This is a genomic window from Spirosoma fluminis, assembly GCF_054778895.1.
Genome location: NZ_BAAGZD010000003.1, coordinates 42,081 through 58,407 on the forward strand (window position 1 = coordinate 42,081; position 16,327 = coordinate 58,407).

The following is a 16,327-nucleotide window of genomic DNA, read 5'->3' on the forward strand; positions in this document are numbered from 1 at the left end:
TTACAGGCTGATCCAAAACTCTATTTCTGCGCGTTCCAATGAACCAATTGAATCTGACAGACTACATTGTCTTTCTCCTCTATTTTATCGGTGTCTCTTCTTACGGATACTGGATTTACAAACGAAAACAAACCACTAACCTTGATACCAAAGACTTCTTTCTGGCCGAAGGCTCGCTGACCTGGTGGGCTATTGGGGCCTCGATGATTGCGTCGAATATTTCGGCCGAGCAGTTCATCGGCATGTCGGGCAATGGCTTTACGTTCGGCGTTGCCATTGCCGTTTATGAATGGTTTGCGGCCCTTGCACTCATAATTGTGGCCGTGTGGTTTATGCCGATCTACCTCAAGAACCACATCTATACGATGCCGCAGTTTTTGAAGACGCGGTACAACGAAACGGTCAGCCTGATCATGGCCATTTTCTGGCTGTTCCTGTACATTTTTGTTAACCTGACCTCTATTCTGTTCCTGGGCGCGCTGGCCATCAGCAACCTGGTTGGTGCTGAGTCGTTCCACGCGATTGTGATCGGCCTGAGCCTTTTTGCCATTATCATCACCCTGGGCGGTATGAAAGTGATTGGCTATACCGACGTAATTCAGGTGCTGGTGCTGATCATTGGCGGTCTGGTCACTACGTATCTGGCCCTTACACTGGTCAGCCAGAAGTTTGGATTAGGCAACGACGTACTGGCGGGATTTACGGCCATGATGCGCGATGCCGACGACCATTTTCACATGATCTTCGAGAAACCAGGGCCGAATTCGTCCCAGGTCGATATTAATAAATACCTGACCCTGCCGGGCATAGCTATGTACCTGTGCGGTATCTGGATTGTGAACCTGAACTACTGGGGCTGTAATCAGTACATTACCCAGCGGGCACTCGGTGCCGATCTGAAAACGGCCCGTACCGGTATTCTCTTCGCGGCTCTGCTAAAAATATTCATGCCGCTGATCGTTATGCTGCCCGGTATCGCTGCGTTTGTACTGTACAAGAACGGCAGTCTCCAGAACGAAATGGCACCGGGGGGTAAGCTTCTGGCCGATAATGCGTATTCGGCTATTTTATCCTTCCTACCCAACGGGTTGAAAGGTCTCTCGATGGCGGCCCTGACGGCAGCTATTGTCGCTTCGCTGGCGGGTAAAGCCAACTCGATCTCGACGATTTTCACGCTCGACATCTATCAGAAATACATTAAAAAGAACGCCAGCGAAAAGCAGTTGGTGTGGGTGGGACGTATCGCCATTTTTGTTTCTATGCTGCTGTCGATTGCTTTGACCTGGGAAGATGCGCTCGGCGTTGGCCGTGAAGGCGGCTTTACGTTCATTCAGAAATACACGGGTTACCTAAGCCCGGCTATTTTTGCGGTGTTCATACTCGGCTTTTTCTGGAAGCGCACCACCGGTCCGGCGGCCGTTGCGGGGATTCTGGGTGGTTTTGCGTTGTCAGTTCTGTTCAACAACTACGCGCCTGCCCTGTTTGGCAATGAAACCTTCTTATATACTGCCTACCCGAATGGTAATGGGGGCTACGAAATTCCGTTCCTGATCTGTATGGGCTGGGCGTTCGTGTTCACCGTGCTGCTTATGGTCGTTATTAGTCTGGCCGGACCAGCGCTGAATCCTAAGGCCTTTGTTATCGATGCGAGTATGTTCCGCTTAAATCCATCATCAACGGCTCTAACCGTTGTTATCGTGCTCCTGATTATGGTCTTATACGTGCGGTTCTGGTAGTTTATTCTGGTTGCGCTCTTTGAAAGCACAGATGACATCTCGCCACAGGTGTCGTCTGTGCTTTTTATTAACTAACTCCTATGCCCTCCTCTCCTCCTGCATCGGCGACGTCGTTACGTCCTTTGTTTACACTTCCGGTCATCGTGGCCGCGCTGGGCTATTTCGTGGATGTGTATGATTTGCTGCTCTTCAACATTGTCCGGGTTCCCAGCCTGAACGATCTCCGGCTCTCCGAAACCGAAATTTCTCTGATTGGTGGACGAATTCTGAATTTTCAGCAGGCAGGCCTACTGATTGGTGGCATTGTCTGGGGCATTCTGGGCGATAAGCGCGGGCGGCTCTCGGTGTTGTTCGGCAGTATCATTACGTATTCACTAGCCAATATCGCCTGTGGATTTGTGCAGGATGCCAATGTGTACGCAGGTTTGCGCTTTGTGGCCGGACTGGGGTTAGCGGGCGAGCTGGGCGCGGGCATTACGCTGGTGAGTGAAATTTTACCGAAGCACCTGCGCGGTTATGGGTCATCGCTGGTGGCGGGCGTCGGTTTACTCGGTGCTGTTGTAGGCTATTTTACCGTTACGTTGTTTGACTGGCGCACTACGTATTTTATTGGGGGCGGTCTCGGCCTTGGCCTGCTCGTGTTGCGGGTGAGCGTACTCGAATCGGGCATGTTCAAACGTGTGGTGGCAACCAACGTAAGCCGGGGTAATTTCTGGGCTATTTTTCAGGAAAGCAACCGCCTGAAGCGCTACCTGCGGTGCATGGGTATCGCCGTGCCTACGTATCTCGTCATTGGCATTCTCGCTACGTTCGGCAATGAGTTTGGCAAAGCCCTGGGGATCGACGAAGCGATTCAGCCGGGGCGCTGCGTGATGTTTACGTACATCGGCACGGTGGTCGGCGACCTGATCAGTGGGCCGCTCAGCCAGTACTTACAGTCGCGCCGGAAAGCGATTGGGCTGATGATGGGACTAACGGCCGTGTTCGTGCTGATTTACCTCTCAGGCGTTATCAACTCGGCCACTACGTTCTATGCCGTCTGCATGGGTATGGGTTTCAGCATCGGCTACATTGCCATGTTTTTAACCATTACGGCCGAAAGCTTCGGAACGAATCTGCGGGCTACGGCCACCACCTCCGTGGCCAACAACGTTCGGGCGACTACGTTGCTGACGATTCCTGCATTCCAAGCCATGAAACCATCTATTGGCGTATTAGGTGCTGCGGCTGTCGTTAGCTGTATTTGCTTTGGTATTGGGGTATGGTCGTTACTGTCGATGGAAGAAACGTTCGGTAAAGAGCTGGACTACTCGGAGTAAAGATTAAAATAACTTAGTGGAAGTGATTGTTAATAAGGCCAGTGTTGGTAATAACCACACTACTTAACGAAGTACTAAACGGCTTATGACGGAGCTTTCAAACCCTGACTCTTGCAGTAGCCATAACGTATAATCAATATAGGCCTTATGAAAACGTTATTTGGAGTTATTGCCATCGCCAGCTTGCTGAGCACAAGCACTAAAGCTCAATCATCGGCGCCGACCCGGATTCATTTTATGAATTTGACCATGGGTATAAATATACCTGAAGTGAAAACAACAATTGAGTCAACTAAACCGATACTACTCAAGCGAAGCACTTGGGTTACGGTTGAGACCGTCGGCGATAGTTTAGGTCTAGTCATCGATGGCAAGCCTTATTTTATTCATTTCGTTCCTAACAAACAATACTATTTTGTACTTCAATCCAGTAATGGTTCTCGCCCCATCATTACGGAGAAATCGGAGCAGGAGTTTGCCCTAACCGCTACCATCGACAACGTAAAGAGGCTGGAAGCATACAGTTTAGGCAAAGATCCTAATTGACGGGGAATACTATCAAGCCATCTGAGAACGGTAAGACCGCTACGATAATAGAACAAGCGGTCTTACCGTCTTTTTTGTCATTTGTTCTGACGACTTGGGGTACCGGATTATAGACTTCTCCCCAAGATTAGGGTTGCTTATATTTACAGAATAGGTCGTTTATTAAACCACGGCTCAACCTGCTCCAGCTGACCCGCCAGTCGAAACAACGTGGCCTCGTCGCCGAGTTTAGCGGCAAACATAACGCCGATGGGCAGGCCCTCCGCCGACCAGTGCAACGGCACCGACATCGACGGCTGGCCAGTCATGTTGGTAATAACCGTATAAGCGATGTAGCCCAGCGAGCGTTCTGCCAGGTCGTCAACCGTTTTGCTGCCTTTCAGATATTTTAAGCCGCCAACTGCATCGACCAGTTTGAGCAATCGCTCTTCTGAAGCGTTGTTCTGATACGTTCCGATTGGGATAGGCGAACGGGGCAGCGTTGGCGTCAGAAACAGATCGTAGGTTTCGTGCAGCTGGCCCATGCTGCGGTTAAGTGTGTTCCAGCGCCGTTTCTGAAAAGCCAGGTCAGCAGCCGAAAAGCCATCGGCCAGACGAGCCTGCGCCCACGTATTCAATTCTACGTCGTCGCGCCGAACCGGGCGACCCAGATACAGGCTTAGCTCACGTAACGTAGCTGCTGTTTCGCTCAAGACGCTCACAAAAAAAGCTTCGGTCACGATCGTTTTTTCGTAAGGAAGCGGCACCTCCTCTACCCTATGCCCTAACCGCTCCAGAAGACGGGCAGTTTTCTCCACAGCCTGAACGCACTCCGGATCAATGATTTGCGAGGGCATTAGCGACTGCGTTGAGAAAGCGATACGTAATTGGCCCGGCTCCCGCTCCACTTCCTCGGCAAACGGGCGTTCGGGAGCGGGTAAAAAGTAGGGATCACCTGCCAGCGGGCCTGCCACGGCGTCGAGCAGCCCGGCACTATCACGAACGCTGCGGGTAACCACGTGGCCCACCACCGCGCCATTCCATAACTCGCCAAAGCGGGGGCCCAGAGTCACACGCCCCCGCGACGGCTTCAGCCCAAACAGCCCACAGCACGAAGCCGGAATACGGATCGACCCGCCCCCATCGGAAGCGGTTGCCGCCGGAACGATGCCAGCCGCTACAGCCGCTGCCGATCCGCCACTCGACCCACCCGGCGAATGCGTCAGTTTCCAGGGGTTACGGGCAGGGCCGTATAACTTCGACTCCGTGTAGGGCGTCAGACCAAATTCGGGCGTATTCGTCTTGCCAAAAAACACCAGTCCGGCCGCTTTCAGCCGTTTCAGCACCTCACTATCCGCCGTTGATACGTAGTTTTGGTAACCCCGGCTGCCCGACTTCATGGGTGTCCCCGCCCATTCCAGTTCGAGATCTTTCAAAAGAAAAGGCACCCCGCAAAACGTACCGGACTTAGGCAGTTGCTTCGTCATGGCAATGCCCTGTTCGTACAGGGGCGTAACTATAGCATTGATCTCAGGGTTAACGGCCTCCGCCCGCGCAATCGCCGTAGCGAGCAGTTCAGCGGGCGTAACGTCTCCCGAACTCACCAATTCAGCGAGCGCCGTAGCGTCATGGGTAACGTACTCATCGAAGGGTAAAGTCTGAACGGAAGAGGTTTGCATAAGCGGGCTTAGGTTAAAGCATTTTGCAGAGTTACTGGGGCGACACAGCAACCCCAATTTTCGAGTCGGCGGTGCCGTAATACAAAAACCATTTGCCCCGGAACGGCACCATACCTTCCAGAAAACAAACCTGATTCACCTGTCCTTCTAGCTCGTAAGGCTGGTCGGGTTTAATGAAATACTGTTCGGACCGATCGAGCAGCTTTGTCGGGTCTCGAACATCGAAAAGCAACTGCCCGCCCGTGTAGGCTCCTGGCGGCAAATCAGCATCACCCTGTCTGACATCGTTCATCCCATTGTAAATCAATAAGATACCAGAAGAGATTATCATGGCAAACGGACCTGGCTCAAGCAAGCGCGAATCGTGTTTCCCCTTCCGTGACTCCGCCACGGCGAGTGGCTTGTCGGTACTGGTTTCGAGCGGTGTCCAATGCAGCAGATCCGCTGAAGTAGCGATGTGCAGCTGCGGCTGATCGCCCCAGTACATCCAGTACTTTCCGTTAATTTTTTGAGCCACGAGCCGGTCATCCACGCGTTTACAAACAATTGCACCGGACTTTGCCCACTGATTTCGGTACCGGCCATTATCGAACTGATCGAAAGCTAAGCCCTGCTTTTGCCAACGGATCAGATCACGCGAGGTGGCTACGCACAAGCGGGCTTTGTCACCGTCGTAGGCCGTGTAGGTCATCACGTAAACGCCATTCGGACTTTCAACGACTCGGGGATCTTCGCAGCCTCCCTCCCATTCATACCTTTTCATGGCGTCGTTATCCGGGTAGAAGACAGGCGTTGGCATTCGGGTAAAGTGAATACCATCGGCGCTAACGGCCAGGCCGAGCCGCGACGTACCGGCATGTTTACCGACCGTGTCTTCAGCCCGGTAAATCATGTACACCTTGCCATTACGTACGACCGTTGCCGGATTGAATACGTCTTTTTCCTCCCAGCGTACCGTTTCGTTCCGAACCGGACAATGAAATATAGAGCTGGCTTTGGCGTCAAGAATCGGGTTATCGGCATTCTGCTTCCGGAACGGTCCCAGCATCCAGGGCTTTTCGGGCTTCGGTGGAACCAGCGACGAAACCGACAAGAGAAAAAACAGAACGAAACGCAGCATGACGTATCTAGTCAATGAAATCTATCAGATCAGCTCTCCGAAAAGCAGGTTCTATTATTTTGCTACTACGTTTTTACCCGACTTCTCCTCTGGCATCAAGGCGTCATTGCCCGCTGGCATAGTCTGACTGTTGGTACTGTTGAACCAGCGCGCCCGTTGCAGACTACCTTCTTCATCATTAACGATCAGTAGCCGGACGCCCCCGGCCTGCTCCGACCCCGGCTCTTCATATATAATTTGTAGACCTACCCACGCCAGGTATTCGTTCAATTTGGCTTCAAGCGGCTCATTACCGAAGATACATAAATCGTAATACCAATCCAGCGGCTCACCGGCAACGGCTTCGGTGAGCCGCCGGTAATCGGCCAGTGTGTAGCCGACGAAGGGTTTTCCGAATTGCTCCCACATCCGGCGCATTACGTCATCCAATGAACGGGCATGATCGGTTACCCGACGAATATGCAGATCCAGCATCAACGCGGCAATGGCTCCTTTGTGGTATACGGACACTTTCCGGTCGGGTACGCCTTTCTCGTAGCCGTCCAGCCACAAATCCCAGGACGATTCGACCAGCGATTGAAACGCCCGGCCGTTGGCTTCAAAATGTCGCTTGAAGAGTACCTGTAATTCTTTTAGATACGCTTCATCATCGAACACGCCCGACTGACGCAGCATCAGGTCGCCATAATAGGTCGTTACGCCTTCGGCCACAAAGCAGGTCTGAAAGTAATTTTCCCGGGTGAAATCGTACGGCAAGAGTTCTATCGGACGAATGCGGATGATGTTCCAGGCGTGAAACAACTCATGCGAAGCTACGCCCAATAGATCCAGGTATAGTCCTTCGCCCTCGTCGTTGGGGCCGAGCACCAGTACGGTCGAATTTCGGTGTTCTACACCATGATAATAAGGTACTGGCAGTACCAGCGTCAGAAAATGGTAATCCTGTTCAGGAAACGTACCGTAGAGATCAATCTGCTGCTCCGAAAAACGGCTGAAGTCGTCGATGATGCGGGCGGCATCAAACGTAGGATCACCGTCCGTCCGACGCCCGCCCTGAATCCATACGTGAAACTGCACACCCCGTACTTCGTACTGAACGTGCTGCATGGCGGGCGCTGCCATGAACGGACAATCGACCAATTCATAAAAATCCGACGCCAGAAACGTTCTGACCCCGACCGAAGTTTGCTCGGCTGGCCGCAGCCCACCCGCAACCGTCCAACTGTCGGGGATCACTACGTCAAGCAGGCACGGTTCGTCGATCCGCCCCTCCGCATACAGGCACAGGTTAACTGGATTGACGTAAAACAACGTATCGCCGATGTAGCTGGTACCGGCGTTCAGCAGGTTAGGCGTAGGAAGCAGGGCGTAGTAATTATAATGAGCGATCAGCTCCGTGCTTCCGTTTGTCTGCACCAGCCACCGGTCTTTGGTAATTTTTCGGAACGGCAGCGGCTGTCCCTCGGCATTCACAACAGCGAAACGTTGAATATTCCGGGCAAACTGCTGCAACTCATAGCGTCCCGGCCGCCAGGCGGGTAACTGAAGCTCGACTTCGGGCGTTGTGATGTCGGTCAGCCGCGCTTCAACGGCAATGTAGTGAGAACTGGAGGAGGCTCCGGCGGCCCGGTCGGCAGACAGACGATAATGCATTGGTAATCGAATAATTGAACGAACGAATCAGCAGACAATCGACTAATGTAAGGCCGGATGAACGAATTTCCGAGCGCTTAGCCGGCTTACTAAGCAACTCGCCACAAGGCAAATCGTTTTTCTGAACCATCACTTGGTAAACTGATGCCATTCAGCTATCTTTGCGGACTCATTTGGAATATAAGGGTTTTAGGCAAGATATATCATGAAAAGAACGTACCAACCATCGAACCGTAAACGGAAAAACAAACATGGTTTCCGCGAGCGGATGGCCTCTGCTAATGGCCGCAAAGTACTGGCCCGCCGTCGGGCGAAAGGTCGCTGGAAACTAACCGTATCGGACGAGAAAAAAGGCGAACGCTTCAAATTGTAATTACCGGTAGTAAGTTGATGGTCAACAAAGAGTAAGTAGCTGACGTATCTGAACTTACGAGCCAACCCATCAACGCAGTCCGTGTTATGCCGCAAACCTTCCCGAAAGCAGAACGGCTTTGCAGCAAAAAAATTCTCGGAGAGTTATTCAAGAAAGGTAGTCCGTCCGTCCGAACGTTCTACCTTTTTCCATTTCGGGTGCTTTACCTGCCCCATCCCTCCCCCCTCCCCACTACGCCAGACCAGCAGGCAGGGCCGCCTGCGACCGTCATTACGGTTCCCAAACGGTCCTTTAAACGCGCCGTTGACCGGAATCTTATCCGACGCCGGGTGCGCGAAGCGTATCGGCTAAATAAGCCCTTTATCAGCCCCGAAAACGCGGGGCCTGCTTACATTGCTTTTTTGTATACCGCCAAGCAGATAATTTCGTTTGAAGAGATAGAAAAAGGTATGAAATTAGCTTTAAAGAAATTGTAGGTTGCGCTAACGTTTCCCCGGACGGCCACGTTTGGGGGCTAGTGTCGCCAGTTCCATACTATAGACATCCGGATGTGGCCATCTGGGTTCTGCTCAACATGCGCTTGCCCAAACGCTTTACCCTTCTAGCCTCTTCGGCCCTCGTTGCGGGTGGAATTGGCTTTTTCTCGTTTAAAACCGACGATCGCTTCTTCGAGATCGCCCGCAACCTCGACATCTACGCTACGTTGTTCAAAGAATTGAACCTTTATTACGTAGATGAGGTGAACCCCAACCGCATGGTGAAGACCAGCATTGATGCCATGCTGAAAGCCCTCGATCCGTACACCAATTTCTTCGCCGAAGACGAGATCGAAGATTACATGACCATGACCACGGGCCGGTACAACGGCATCGGGGCCGTTATCGGTCAGCGGCAGGAGAAGAGCATTGTCCTGATGATCTACGAAGGGACACCCGCCGAAAAATCGGGCCTGCGGATCGGCGACGAAGTCATCAAAATAGACGGTGTTGATATCAAGACGCGCAAAGATGCCGACCCCGGCAAGCTCCTGAAAGGACAGAACAACACGGCGGTTAAACTAACGGTACGACGCTACGGTCAGAAGGAGCCCGTGGAGGTGAGCGTCGTTCGCGACGTCGTGAAAATGACGAATGTACCGTATTACGGGATGATCAACGATGAGGTCGGGTACATCGACCTGAAAGACTTCACCGCTACGGCATCGCGGGAAGTACGCAGCGCCTTTCAGGAACTCAAGGGCAAGGGCATGAAAAAGCTCATTCTCGACGTCCGTGAGAACCCCGGTGGTCTGCTCAATATGGCGATCGACATCTCAAATATTTTTATTCCGAAAGATTCGGAGGTGGTGACCACGAAGGGCAAGGTGACCGAATGGAATAAGACGTACACGGCTCTGAACCCTCCGCTGGATTTAGAGATGCCGATGATTGTGCTGACCAACAGCCGCAGTGCCTCGGCGGCCGAGATCGTATCGGGCGTCATTCAGGATTATGACCGGGGGGTTCTGGTTGGGCAGCGGACGTACGGCAAAGGGCTCGTACAAACCACGCGTGAACTGTCGTTCAATACGAAGCTGAAAATTACGACCGCTAAATATTACATCCCCAGCGGCCGCTGCATCCAGGCGATTGACTATAGCCACCGGAATCCGGATGGCAGCGTCGGTAAAATTCCCGATTCGCTCAAAACGGCCTTCAAAACCAAAGCAGGCCGGGTGGTGTACGACGGTGGGGGTGTGCTGCCCGATGTAGTCGTGGAAGCGCAGACGCCAACGCCTATTGCCTTAAGTCTGACCAACAAAGGGCTCATTTTTGATTATGCCGTGAAGTACCGGCAGGAGCACCCAAGCATCAAGCCCGCCCGTGAGTTTCGCCTGACCGACGCGGAATACGCTGACTTTACAAAATGGCTCGGCGACAAGGAGTATGACTACACGACCCAGGTGGAAAAAGACCTCGGTACGCTGGAAGCATCCGCCAAGAAAGAAAAGTATTTCGATCTGATCCAGGACCAGCTCAAATCGCTGAAAACGAAAATGTCGCACAGCAAAGATGCGGATCTGAATACGTTCAAAGGCGAACTAAAAACGTTGCTGGAACAAGAGATCGCGGGTCATTACTACCTGCAAAAAGGCATCAAAGAAGCGTCGTTCACGACCGATCCGGAAATGAAAGCGGCCCTTGACCTGTTTAAAGACATGGGTAAGTACAACGCGATGCTAAAGAAAAAATAAACAGCGAACCGGCTAACCCGTCGGTTTACCCTCAACAAAGGTGGCGGCTACGTAAGCCGCCACCTTTTTATGTATTATTGTGGCCATTTTGATAGCCGACCTCCCAACACATGCCGCTGATTCTTTCGCTCGATACCTCAACGACTGCCTGCTCTGTTGCCCTTCACCAGGATCATACCTTACTCGGCTGTTATGAATTATTCACCGAACGCACATCGGCGGCTCTGCTTACGACGCTCATCGACGAGGTAGTTACCCATACCGGACATGAACTGAAGCAGGTCGATGCCATTGCGGTTGCTAAAGGACCAGGCTCTTACACAGGGCTTCGGATCGGTGTTTCCACAGCAAAGGGGCTTTGTTTTGCCCTCGATAAACCGCTTCTGGCGGTCAACACCCTGGCCGCAATGGCCGAGCAGGTTCGGTTTGTTTTTCCGCCATCGTACACGCTCTGCCCCATGATCGACGCCCGGCGTATGGAAGTGTATTGCGCGCTGTACACGACCGAGGGGCAGGAAGTGGACGCTACGTCGGCGCAGATCATCGACGCCAGTTCATTCGCGGAACGGTTGAGTCAGGGGCCGGTCGTGTTTTTCGGCGATGGCGCGGAGAAATGTCGACCTTTGCTAAGCCAACATCCCAACGCTGTGTTTCTGGATAAACCCATTACGCCTTCGGCCCGTACAGTAGGTGCATTGGCGAGTGTATACGCCAGCGAAAGCCGCTTTGAAGATACGGCTACGTTTGAGCCGTTCTACCTCAAGGACTTTATGACTACGCAGCCCAGGAAAGCGGTATAACTCTTACTGACGTTACGTTAAAACAGAACGCATAAAAAGCGGTCGCAGCGCTTTAATAAACGCTGCGACCGCTTTTGCCTGATCGTTAACGGTCAATTAATCATCCAGCCCAAATACGGCAGCGTCATATTCATCTGTCCGTTCGCCATCTCCCGATAAGCCACCCGCCGTGCCACCCGCCCCTAATATCGTTGAATCATCCTCACCCATCCGTTCCAGATCCTCATCCTCCAGCCCACCGTCTGCCCCATCGTCATCATTTCCCGGTCCATACATTCGTATCCACATAGCCATATACGTCATCTGGTTTACCTCACTGTCCCTATAACTTACAACAGGTGAAAGCGATTAGCCGCCAGGGCAAAACTTAGGTTATGGGCCTGACCGTTAAGTCAACCTGATGGCTTATCACTTGGCTACGGTACGTTTCTGTACCACTCAACCCACGGCTCATCGTTGTATCCGTTGACGTTTTCATCATTCCCTCGCCTGCTTATTTAGCAGCGCATTACCGAATTAAGACGGCGGTGTTAGCGCTCTTAATGCCGTGGTGAACGCCCAACAAACCCTAGAAAACAGGTTCCGATGAGCCACAAAGGCTTTAATTTGCGTAAGAGACCCTACTACACTATGCGGCAGTCTGCCGTTTTTGTCCTTATTTCGCCCCGGCAACCGTTCGCTCTTCCCCGTGCAGATTATTGTTGATGTCGGTAATACCGATGCCGTATTCGGCCTTTACGACCAAACCCAATGGCAGTACGTCTGGCGTACGCCTTCCCGGATCGACGAACCCGCTCAATCGTACGGCAGCCGGTTGCGGTTATGGCTGCTCGAAGCCAACATTCCCATTAGCGCTATTGAGAGTACCGTACTAAGCAGCGTTGTTCCCGACCTGACTGCCGGTATGCGGAATATGCTTACTAACCTGTTCGCTTTTGAACCCGTAGTGGTCGGCCCTGGTATTTATCCGCTGCTCCCTATTGAGGTATTACGTCCCCACGAGATTGGCGCTGACCTGGTGGCAAATGCGCTGGCTGCCTATACACGCTACCAACGGACTTGTGTGGTGGTTGATTTTGGAACAGCTCTGACCTTTACGACCGTCTCGGCAACCGGGCAGATTCTGGGCGTTGCGATTGCGCCGGGCCTTAAAACTGCCATTCGTTCGCTGTTTGCCAATACTGCCCAACTGCCTGAAGTGCCAATCGATGTACCTGCTTCGGCCTTAGGTACCAACACTGTACATGCCATACAGGCGGGCGTTGTGCTGGGGTACGAAGGGTTGGTACGTTCGCTCATTGATCGCATCCGCGCCGAACTCAACGGCGATTGCATTGCCGTGGCTACGGGTGGCTTGTCGGGTCGGATCCAGTCGCTGCACGACGCCTTTGTCGAGGTCGTGCCTTCGCTGACGCTGGAGGGTGTTCGACTCATTGGGGAGACGGTACGTAGTGCCCGCTAACGTACTGTGTTTTATGTAAGTTGGTTTCCACAGAGTGAGGAATTCGCTACCCAACTTCCTCACCTCTAAAAACTCAGCTAGCGCTGAAACATTTTCAGTATACACATACACTACGTTTAAATACTATTAGCCTGGCTTATTTTACCGGTTAAATCCAATAAGCAGACCACTTTTTCACCTCCTAAATAATAGCTTTTTGATCAGCTTGACTGGCATGTATTTTTCAGCGTAGACGCTGTCTGGCCGCATGGCCGACTAAAGACAGACAGCGTTATGAAAAAGTATGTATGGATCACACTGATTTGGCTGTGCAGTGCAGGAAGCAGCTTGCTGGCCAAAAACCCCGGCACCTGGAGTCAAGGGGAACTTATTTTAATGAACGGAGCCCGCCTGGAAGGCGAATTAAATTATAACTGGAAGGCAGAGATCGTTCAGATTCGGCAGAACAATACGTTAAAAGCTTATTCCGCGCTTCAGGTACAGGAGTTCAAATTTTTCGACAACAATCAGAACACCATCCGGAAATTTGTAGCCGTCGACTTTCCAGTGAAGGTAGCTTTACGTCGGCCGCTCTTTCTGGAAGAGTTTGTAGCGGGTCCGCTGATGGTTTACCGCCGTCTTCGGCACATTCGGGAGCCCATCAAGCTAACTAACCCGTCGATGTTTGGCAACGACGAAGAGTTGGTGAAAGACATCGATAACTTCATATATTTTGTGTACGCGGGTGAAGATATGGTTAAACTGGACGACTTCAACCGGTTTACGTGGCCCCGGATGCAGGAGGAATTTGAGGCTGAACTAAACCAGTATGCGACTGATTTAAACAGCACAACGGCTCAGCTGATGCTGATCAACAAGTATAACTATCTAAAATCAGAAACGGCAGCACAACCCGTGGTCAATTCCGAAGTCCTGTCGGTTGGCCGTTAGACTCGGTAAACGATCAGGAAATGAAGGCAATCCGGCTCAGGCATGGTTGCCTTTATTTATTGTACTATTTCAACACCTAGTTTTGGCAGGCAAAATTATTCTATCCGTTCAATAGATTTAGCTTCCCCGGATAATTTCATTCTAAAAATAGAAAATTCAATACCGAGCCGTTCGTCTTCAACCAGTTCTAGTTTATCTTTTATAAATGTCAAAACAGAAATTGCACTGTAAAATCGAAATCAACCAACTAGTTAATAGTCAGTTATCTTCATAAATCACGCAAGGCCTGAAAGCTGCTTACCAACAGGAATCAGCAAGGCTTGCGCGGACCTTATTCAACACAACCTGGATAGTTATGAAGAGGACATGTCTATTTACAGCATTGACATTAGTTGTACTTTTTAGGGTTTCCGCGCGGGCGGGCGATCTTGCTGGAACCCACTGGCAGCGTGGCGACATCCAGTTGTGGACGACCAGCGCTTTATCGGGTGAGATCTCGTACAACTGGCTGACGGAAACAGTTCTGTTCCGGCAACCAAACGGGCAGATCCGGGCGCTGTCCGCCCAGCAGGTCCGTCAGTTTAGCTGGTTCGACCATAGCCTGCACAAGCAACGCGCCTTCATTTCCTTAGCAAATGCAGTCGGCAAGGTTCGGCAGAAACACGGCTTCTACGAACGTTGCCTGGATGGTTCGCTGACGGTGGTTCGCCGGTTACGAAAACCGCATGGTTTATTCAAACGAACGTTCAGCTACCCCAGCAATTTCTCGGATACGCAGACACTGGCCCAAAACACCGATCAGTTTGATTACTACGTGTACGACGAGGGTGAACTTCGGACGTTTGATCACTTCTACTCCGCTATTTACGTGCCCTTAATGAAGAGTCACGACGAGCAGTTACAGCGTTACCAGATCGCTCATAATATCAACGAACGGACCATACTGGGCCAACTGGTGCTGATCAATCAATACAACGTTCTGGTCCAGCAGGATCAAAAAACGGCCTCAATCCGCGAGCCGGATACAATGCCTCAGTAAGGCCCTCAATCGTCGGATTCAGGCGCTGGCCCGTCGGTGTCCCGGCTGTGCTTTTTACGCTTTCGGATTGCATCATTAAGCAGATACTCGATCTGCCCGTTTACGCTCCGAAACTCTTCCTGTGCCCAGCGCTCCAGCTCTTTCAGGATTTCGGGCTGGATACGTAACACAAATGCTTTTTTCTCATTCGCCATGTTTGTCGACAATCAGCGTAGCGTCATCAGTTCGGTATTTAGCTGATGACGCTACGTTGGACACTGTTTACTGATAAAGTGTTCCCGCGTTCACAACCGGACTTACACTTTTCTCTCCGCATAGTACCACCAGCAAATTACTAACCATGGCCGCTTTTCGTTCCTCATCCAACTGAACCACGTCTTTTTCGGCAAGTCGGGCCAGAGCCATTTCTACCATGCCGACCGCGCCTTCAACAATTTGCTTCCGGGCCGATACAACGGCGGTAGCCTGCTGACGCTGCAGCATGGCCCCAGCAATTTCGGGAGCGTAGGCCAGGTGACTGATCCGGGCCTCCGTTACGTATACACCCGCCTGGCCAACGCGCTCGTTCAGTTCCTCTTCCAGAAATTTATTGATTTGCCCGGTGTTGTCACGTAGCGTTACGGTTTCGTGTTCATCCTCCATGTTATCGTAAGCATGCGAACTCGCCAGAAACCGTACAGCAGCCTCCGACTGAATCTGAACGAACGTCTGATAACTGTCGACTTCAAACAGGGCCTTGGCCGTGTCGGTTACCTGCCAGACAACCACCGCTGCAATCTCAATCGGGTTGCCCATTCGATCGTTCACTTTGATCGTCTGGCCATTCAGGTTGCGGGCCCGCAGGCTTATTTTGGCTTTGCTGTAGAACGGATTGACCCACTGGAGTCCGTTTTGTTTCAATGTTCCGACGTAATCGCCGAAGAACGTACAGACGGCCCCTTCGTTGGGGTTGATCACCGTAATACCCTTGGCCAGGAAAACCGCCACCACAAATAAACATCCGGACAGAAACCCACTCTGGGTTGTAATGGCGACTAATATACCCAGTCCCATACAAAGAACTGCGGCTACTAAGTATACGTAGCCTGAAGCTGAGGTAAGCGGTTTTTCGGTCATGGCAAATCGAATTGGTTAGTGTTAAGAACTATCATCTTGATATCACAATGATAGCATATATCGCCCGACTGTGCGAAAAAATTGTAGGAACGGTCTGAGTCTGTTTCCTGCGGAAGCTAGCCCTGATCAGAGCGATAGCCTTGCTCCCACAAGTAACCTATCGACGGGCCAGCCGTTGTTGATGTACTTAACTCGTATTATAAATCGTTTATACGTTGGTTAGCAACCGAAGGACATGAGCGGACAAGCAGCTTTCCTTGTTCTCAGGATGGCCTGTCAATTGACAAGCCTATCAACCCGGCCCGGGGATCGCAGAATGCTGGGGTTGCCTGTCTGCTGATT

16 protein-coding genes are annotated in these 16,327 nt (G+C 51.7%); 10 read left to right on the top strand and 6 right to left on the bottom strand.

Going from position 1 to position 16,327, the window contains the following annotated elements; all coding sequences use genetic code 11:
• Window positions 1-38: 38 nt before the first annotated feature.
• The 3 genes from ACYVBJ_RS02220 (at window position 39) to ACYVBJ_RS02230 (ending at window position 3,601) form a co-directional block, all read left to right on the top strand.
• Window positions 39-1,736 (top strand): sodium:solute symporter family transporter, encoded by a 1,698-nt coding sequence (locus ACYVBJ_RS02220; protein WP_460980675.1) that lies wholly within the window; start codon window positions 39-41, stop codon window positions 1,734-1,736.
• Between the two features lie 80 nt (window positions 1,737-1,816).
• Window positions 1,817-3,055 carry an MFS transporter gene (locus tag ACYVBJ_RS02225; protein WP_460980676.1) on the top strand — a complete coding sequence of 413 codons (1,239 nt, stop codon included), beginning with the start codon at window positions 1,817-1,819 and terminating at the stop codon, window positions 3,053-3,055.
• Window positions 3,056-3,202: 147 nt separating this feature from the next.
• A complete protein-coding gene (locus ACYVBJ_RS02230) occupies window positions 3,203-3,601 on the top strand; it encodes a hypothetical protein (protein ID WP_460980677.1) in 399 nt (132 codons plus the stop codon).
• Window positions 3,602-3,744: 143 nt separating this feature from the next.
• On the opposite strand, the gene ACYVBJ_RS02235 is transcribed toward ACYVBJ_RS02230, so the two are convergent.
• From ACYVBJ_RS02235 to ACYVBJ_RS02245, 3 genes are read right to left on the bottom strand one after another with little or no spacing between them, the layout of a single operon-like run.
• A complete protein-coding gene (locus ACYVBJ_RS02235; RefSeq protein WP_460980678.1) occupies window positions 3,745-5,259 on the bottom strand; it encodes an amidase in 1,515 nt (504 codons plus the stop codon).
• Window positions 5,260-5,290: 31 nt separating this feature from the next.
• Complete coding sequence (locus tag ACYVBJ_RS02240; protein WP_460980679.1) at window positions 5,291-6,379, bottom strand: glycoside hydrolase family 130 protein; 1,089 nt, start codon at window positions 6,377-6,379, stop codon at window positions 5,291-5,293.
• Between the two features lie 54 nt (window positions 6,380-6,433).
• Window positions 6,434-8,032, bottom strand: a complete 1,599-nt coding sequence (locus tag ACYVBJ_RS02245; RefSeq protein ID WP_460980680.1) for a M61 family metallopeptidase — start codon at window positions 8,030-8,032, stop codon at window positions 6,434-6,436.
• 205 nt (window positions 8,033-8,237) lie between these two features.
• Here ACYVBJ_RS02245 and rpmH point away from each other — a divergent pair, with 205 nt between their 5' ends.
• The 4 genes from rpmH (at window position 8,238) to tsaB (ending at window position 11,438) form a co-directional block, all read left to right on the top strand.
• Window positions 8,238-8,405 carry a 50S ribosomal protein L34 gene (gene rpmH / locus ACYVBJ_RS02250; RefSeq protein WP_460974716.1) on the top strand — a complete coding sequence of 56 codons (168 nt, stop codon included), beginning with the start codon at window positions 8,238-8,240 and terminating at the stop codon, window positions 8,403-8,405.
• A gap of 86 nt (window positions 8,406-8,491) precedes the next feature.
• Entirely contained in the window at window positions 8,492-8,881 is a 390-nt protein-coding gene (locus ACYVBJ_RS02255) for a ribonuclease P protein component (protein WP_460980681.1), read from the top strand.
• Window positions 8,882-8,979: 98 nt separating this feature from the next.
• Entirely contained in the window at window positions 8,980-10,638 is a 1,659-nt protein-coding gene (locus ACYVBJ_RS02260) for a S41 family peptidase (RefSeq protein ID WP_460981261.1), read from the top strand.
• A 110-nt stretch (window positions 10,639-10,748) separates the two neighbouring features.
• The gene (tsaB, locus tag ACYVBJ_RS02265) at window positions 10,749-11,438 is read left to right on the top strand and encodes a tRNA (adenosine(37)-N6)-threonylcarbamoyltransferase complex dimerization subunit type 1 TsaB (protein WP_460980682.1); all 690 of its coding nucleotides are present in this window, start codon (window positions 10,749-10,751) and stop codon (window positions 11,436-11,438) included.
• Window positions 11,439-11,534: 96 nt separating this feature from the next.
• Here the strand turns inward: tsaB and ACYVBJ_RS02270 are convergent, their stop codons facing one another.
• Complete coding sequence (locus ACYVBJ_RS02270) at window positions 11,535-11,732, bottom strand: hypothetical protein (RefSeq protein WP_460980683.1); 198 nt, start codon at window positions 11,730-11,732, stop codon at window positions 11,535-11,537.
• 394 nt (window positions 11,733-12,126) lie between these two features.
• Here ACYVBJ_RS02270 and ACYVBJ_RS02275 point away from each other — a divergent pair, with 394 nt between their 5' ends.
• The 3 genes from ACYVBJ_RS02275 (at window position 12,127) to ACYVBJ_RS02285 (ending at window position 14,869) form a co-directional block, all read left to right on the top strand.
• On the top strand, window positions 12,127-12,900 hold the full coding sequence (locus ACYVBJ_RS02275; RefSeq protein WP_460981262.1) for a type III pantothenate kinase: 774 nt from the start codon (window positions 12,127-12,129) through the stop codon (window positions 12,898-12,900).
• Between the two features lie 273 nt (window positions 12,901-13,173).
• Window positions 13,174-13,830, top strand: coding sequence for a hypothetical protein (locus ACYVBJ_RS02280; protein WP_460980684.1), 657 nt, complete (start codon window positions 13,174-13,176; stop codon window positions 13,828-13,830).
• Window positions 13,831-14,185: 355 nt separating this feature from the next.
• Complete coding sequence (locus ACYVBJ_RS02285; RefSeq protein ID WP_460980685.1) at window positions 14,186-14,869, top strand: hypothetical protein; 684 nt, start codon at window positions 14,186-14,188, stop codon at window positions 14,867-14,869.
• A gap of 5 nt (window positions 14,870-14,874) precedes the next feature.
• On the opposite strand, the gene ACYVBJ_RS02290 is transcribed toward ACYVBJ_RS02285, so the two are convergent.
• Both ACYVBJ_RS02290 and ACYVBJ_RS02295 read right to left on the bottom strand, forming a co-directional pair.
• Entirely contained in the window at window positions 14,875-15,063 is a 189-nt protein-coding gene (locus ACYVBJ_RS02290; protein ID WP_460980686.1) for a type II toxin-antitoxin system antitoxin, read from the bottom strand.
• Window positions 15,064-15,130: 67 nt separating this feature from the next.
• On the bottom strand, window positions 15,131-15,985 hold the full coding sequence (locus tag ACYVBJ_RS02295; protein WP_460980687.1) for an SPFH domain-containing protein: 855 nt from the start codon (window positions 15,983-15,985) through the stop codon (window positions 15,131-15,133).
• Window positions 15,986-16,327 lie beyond the last annotated feature (342 nt).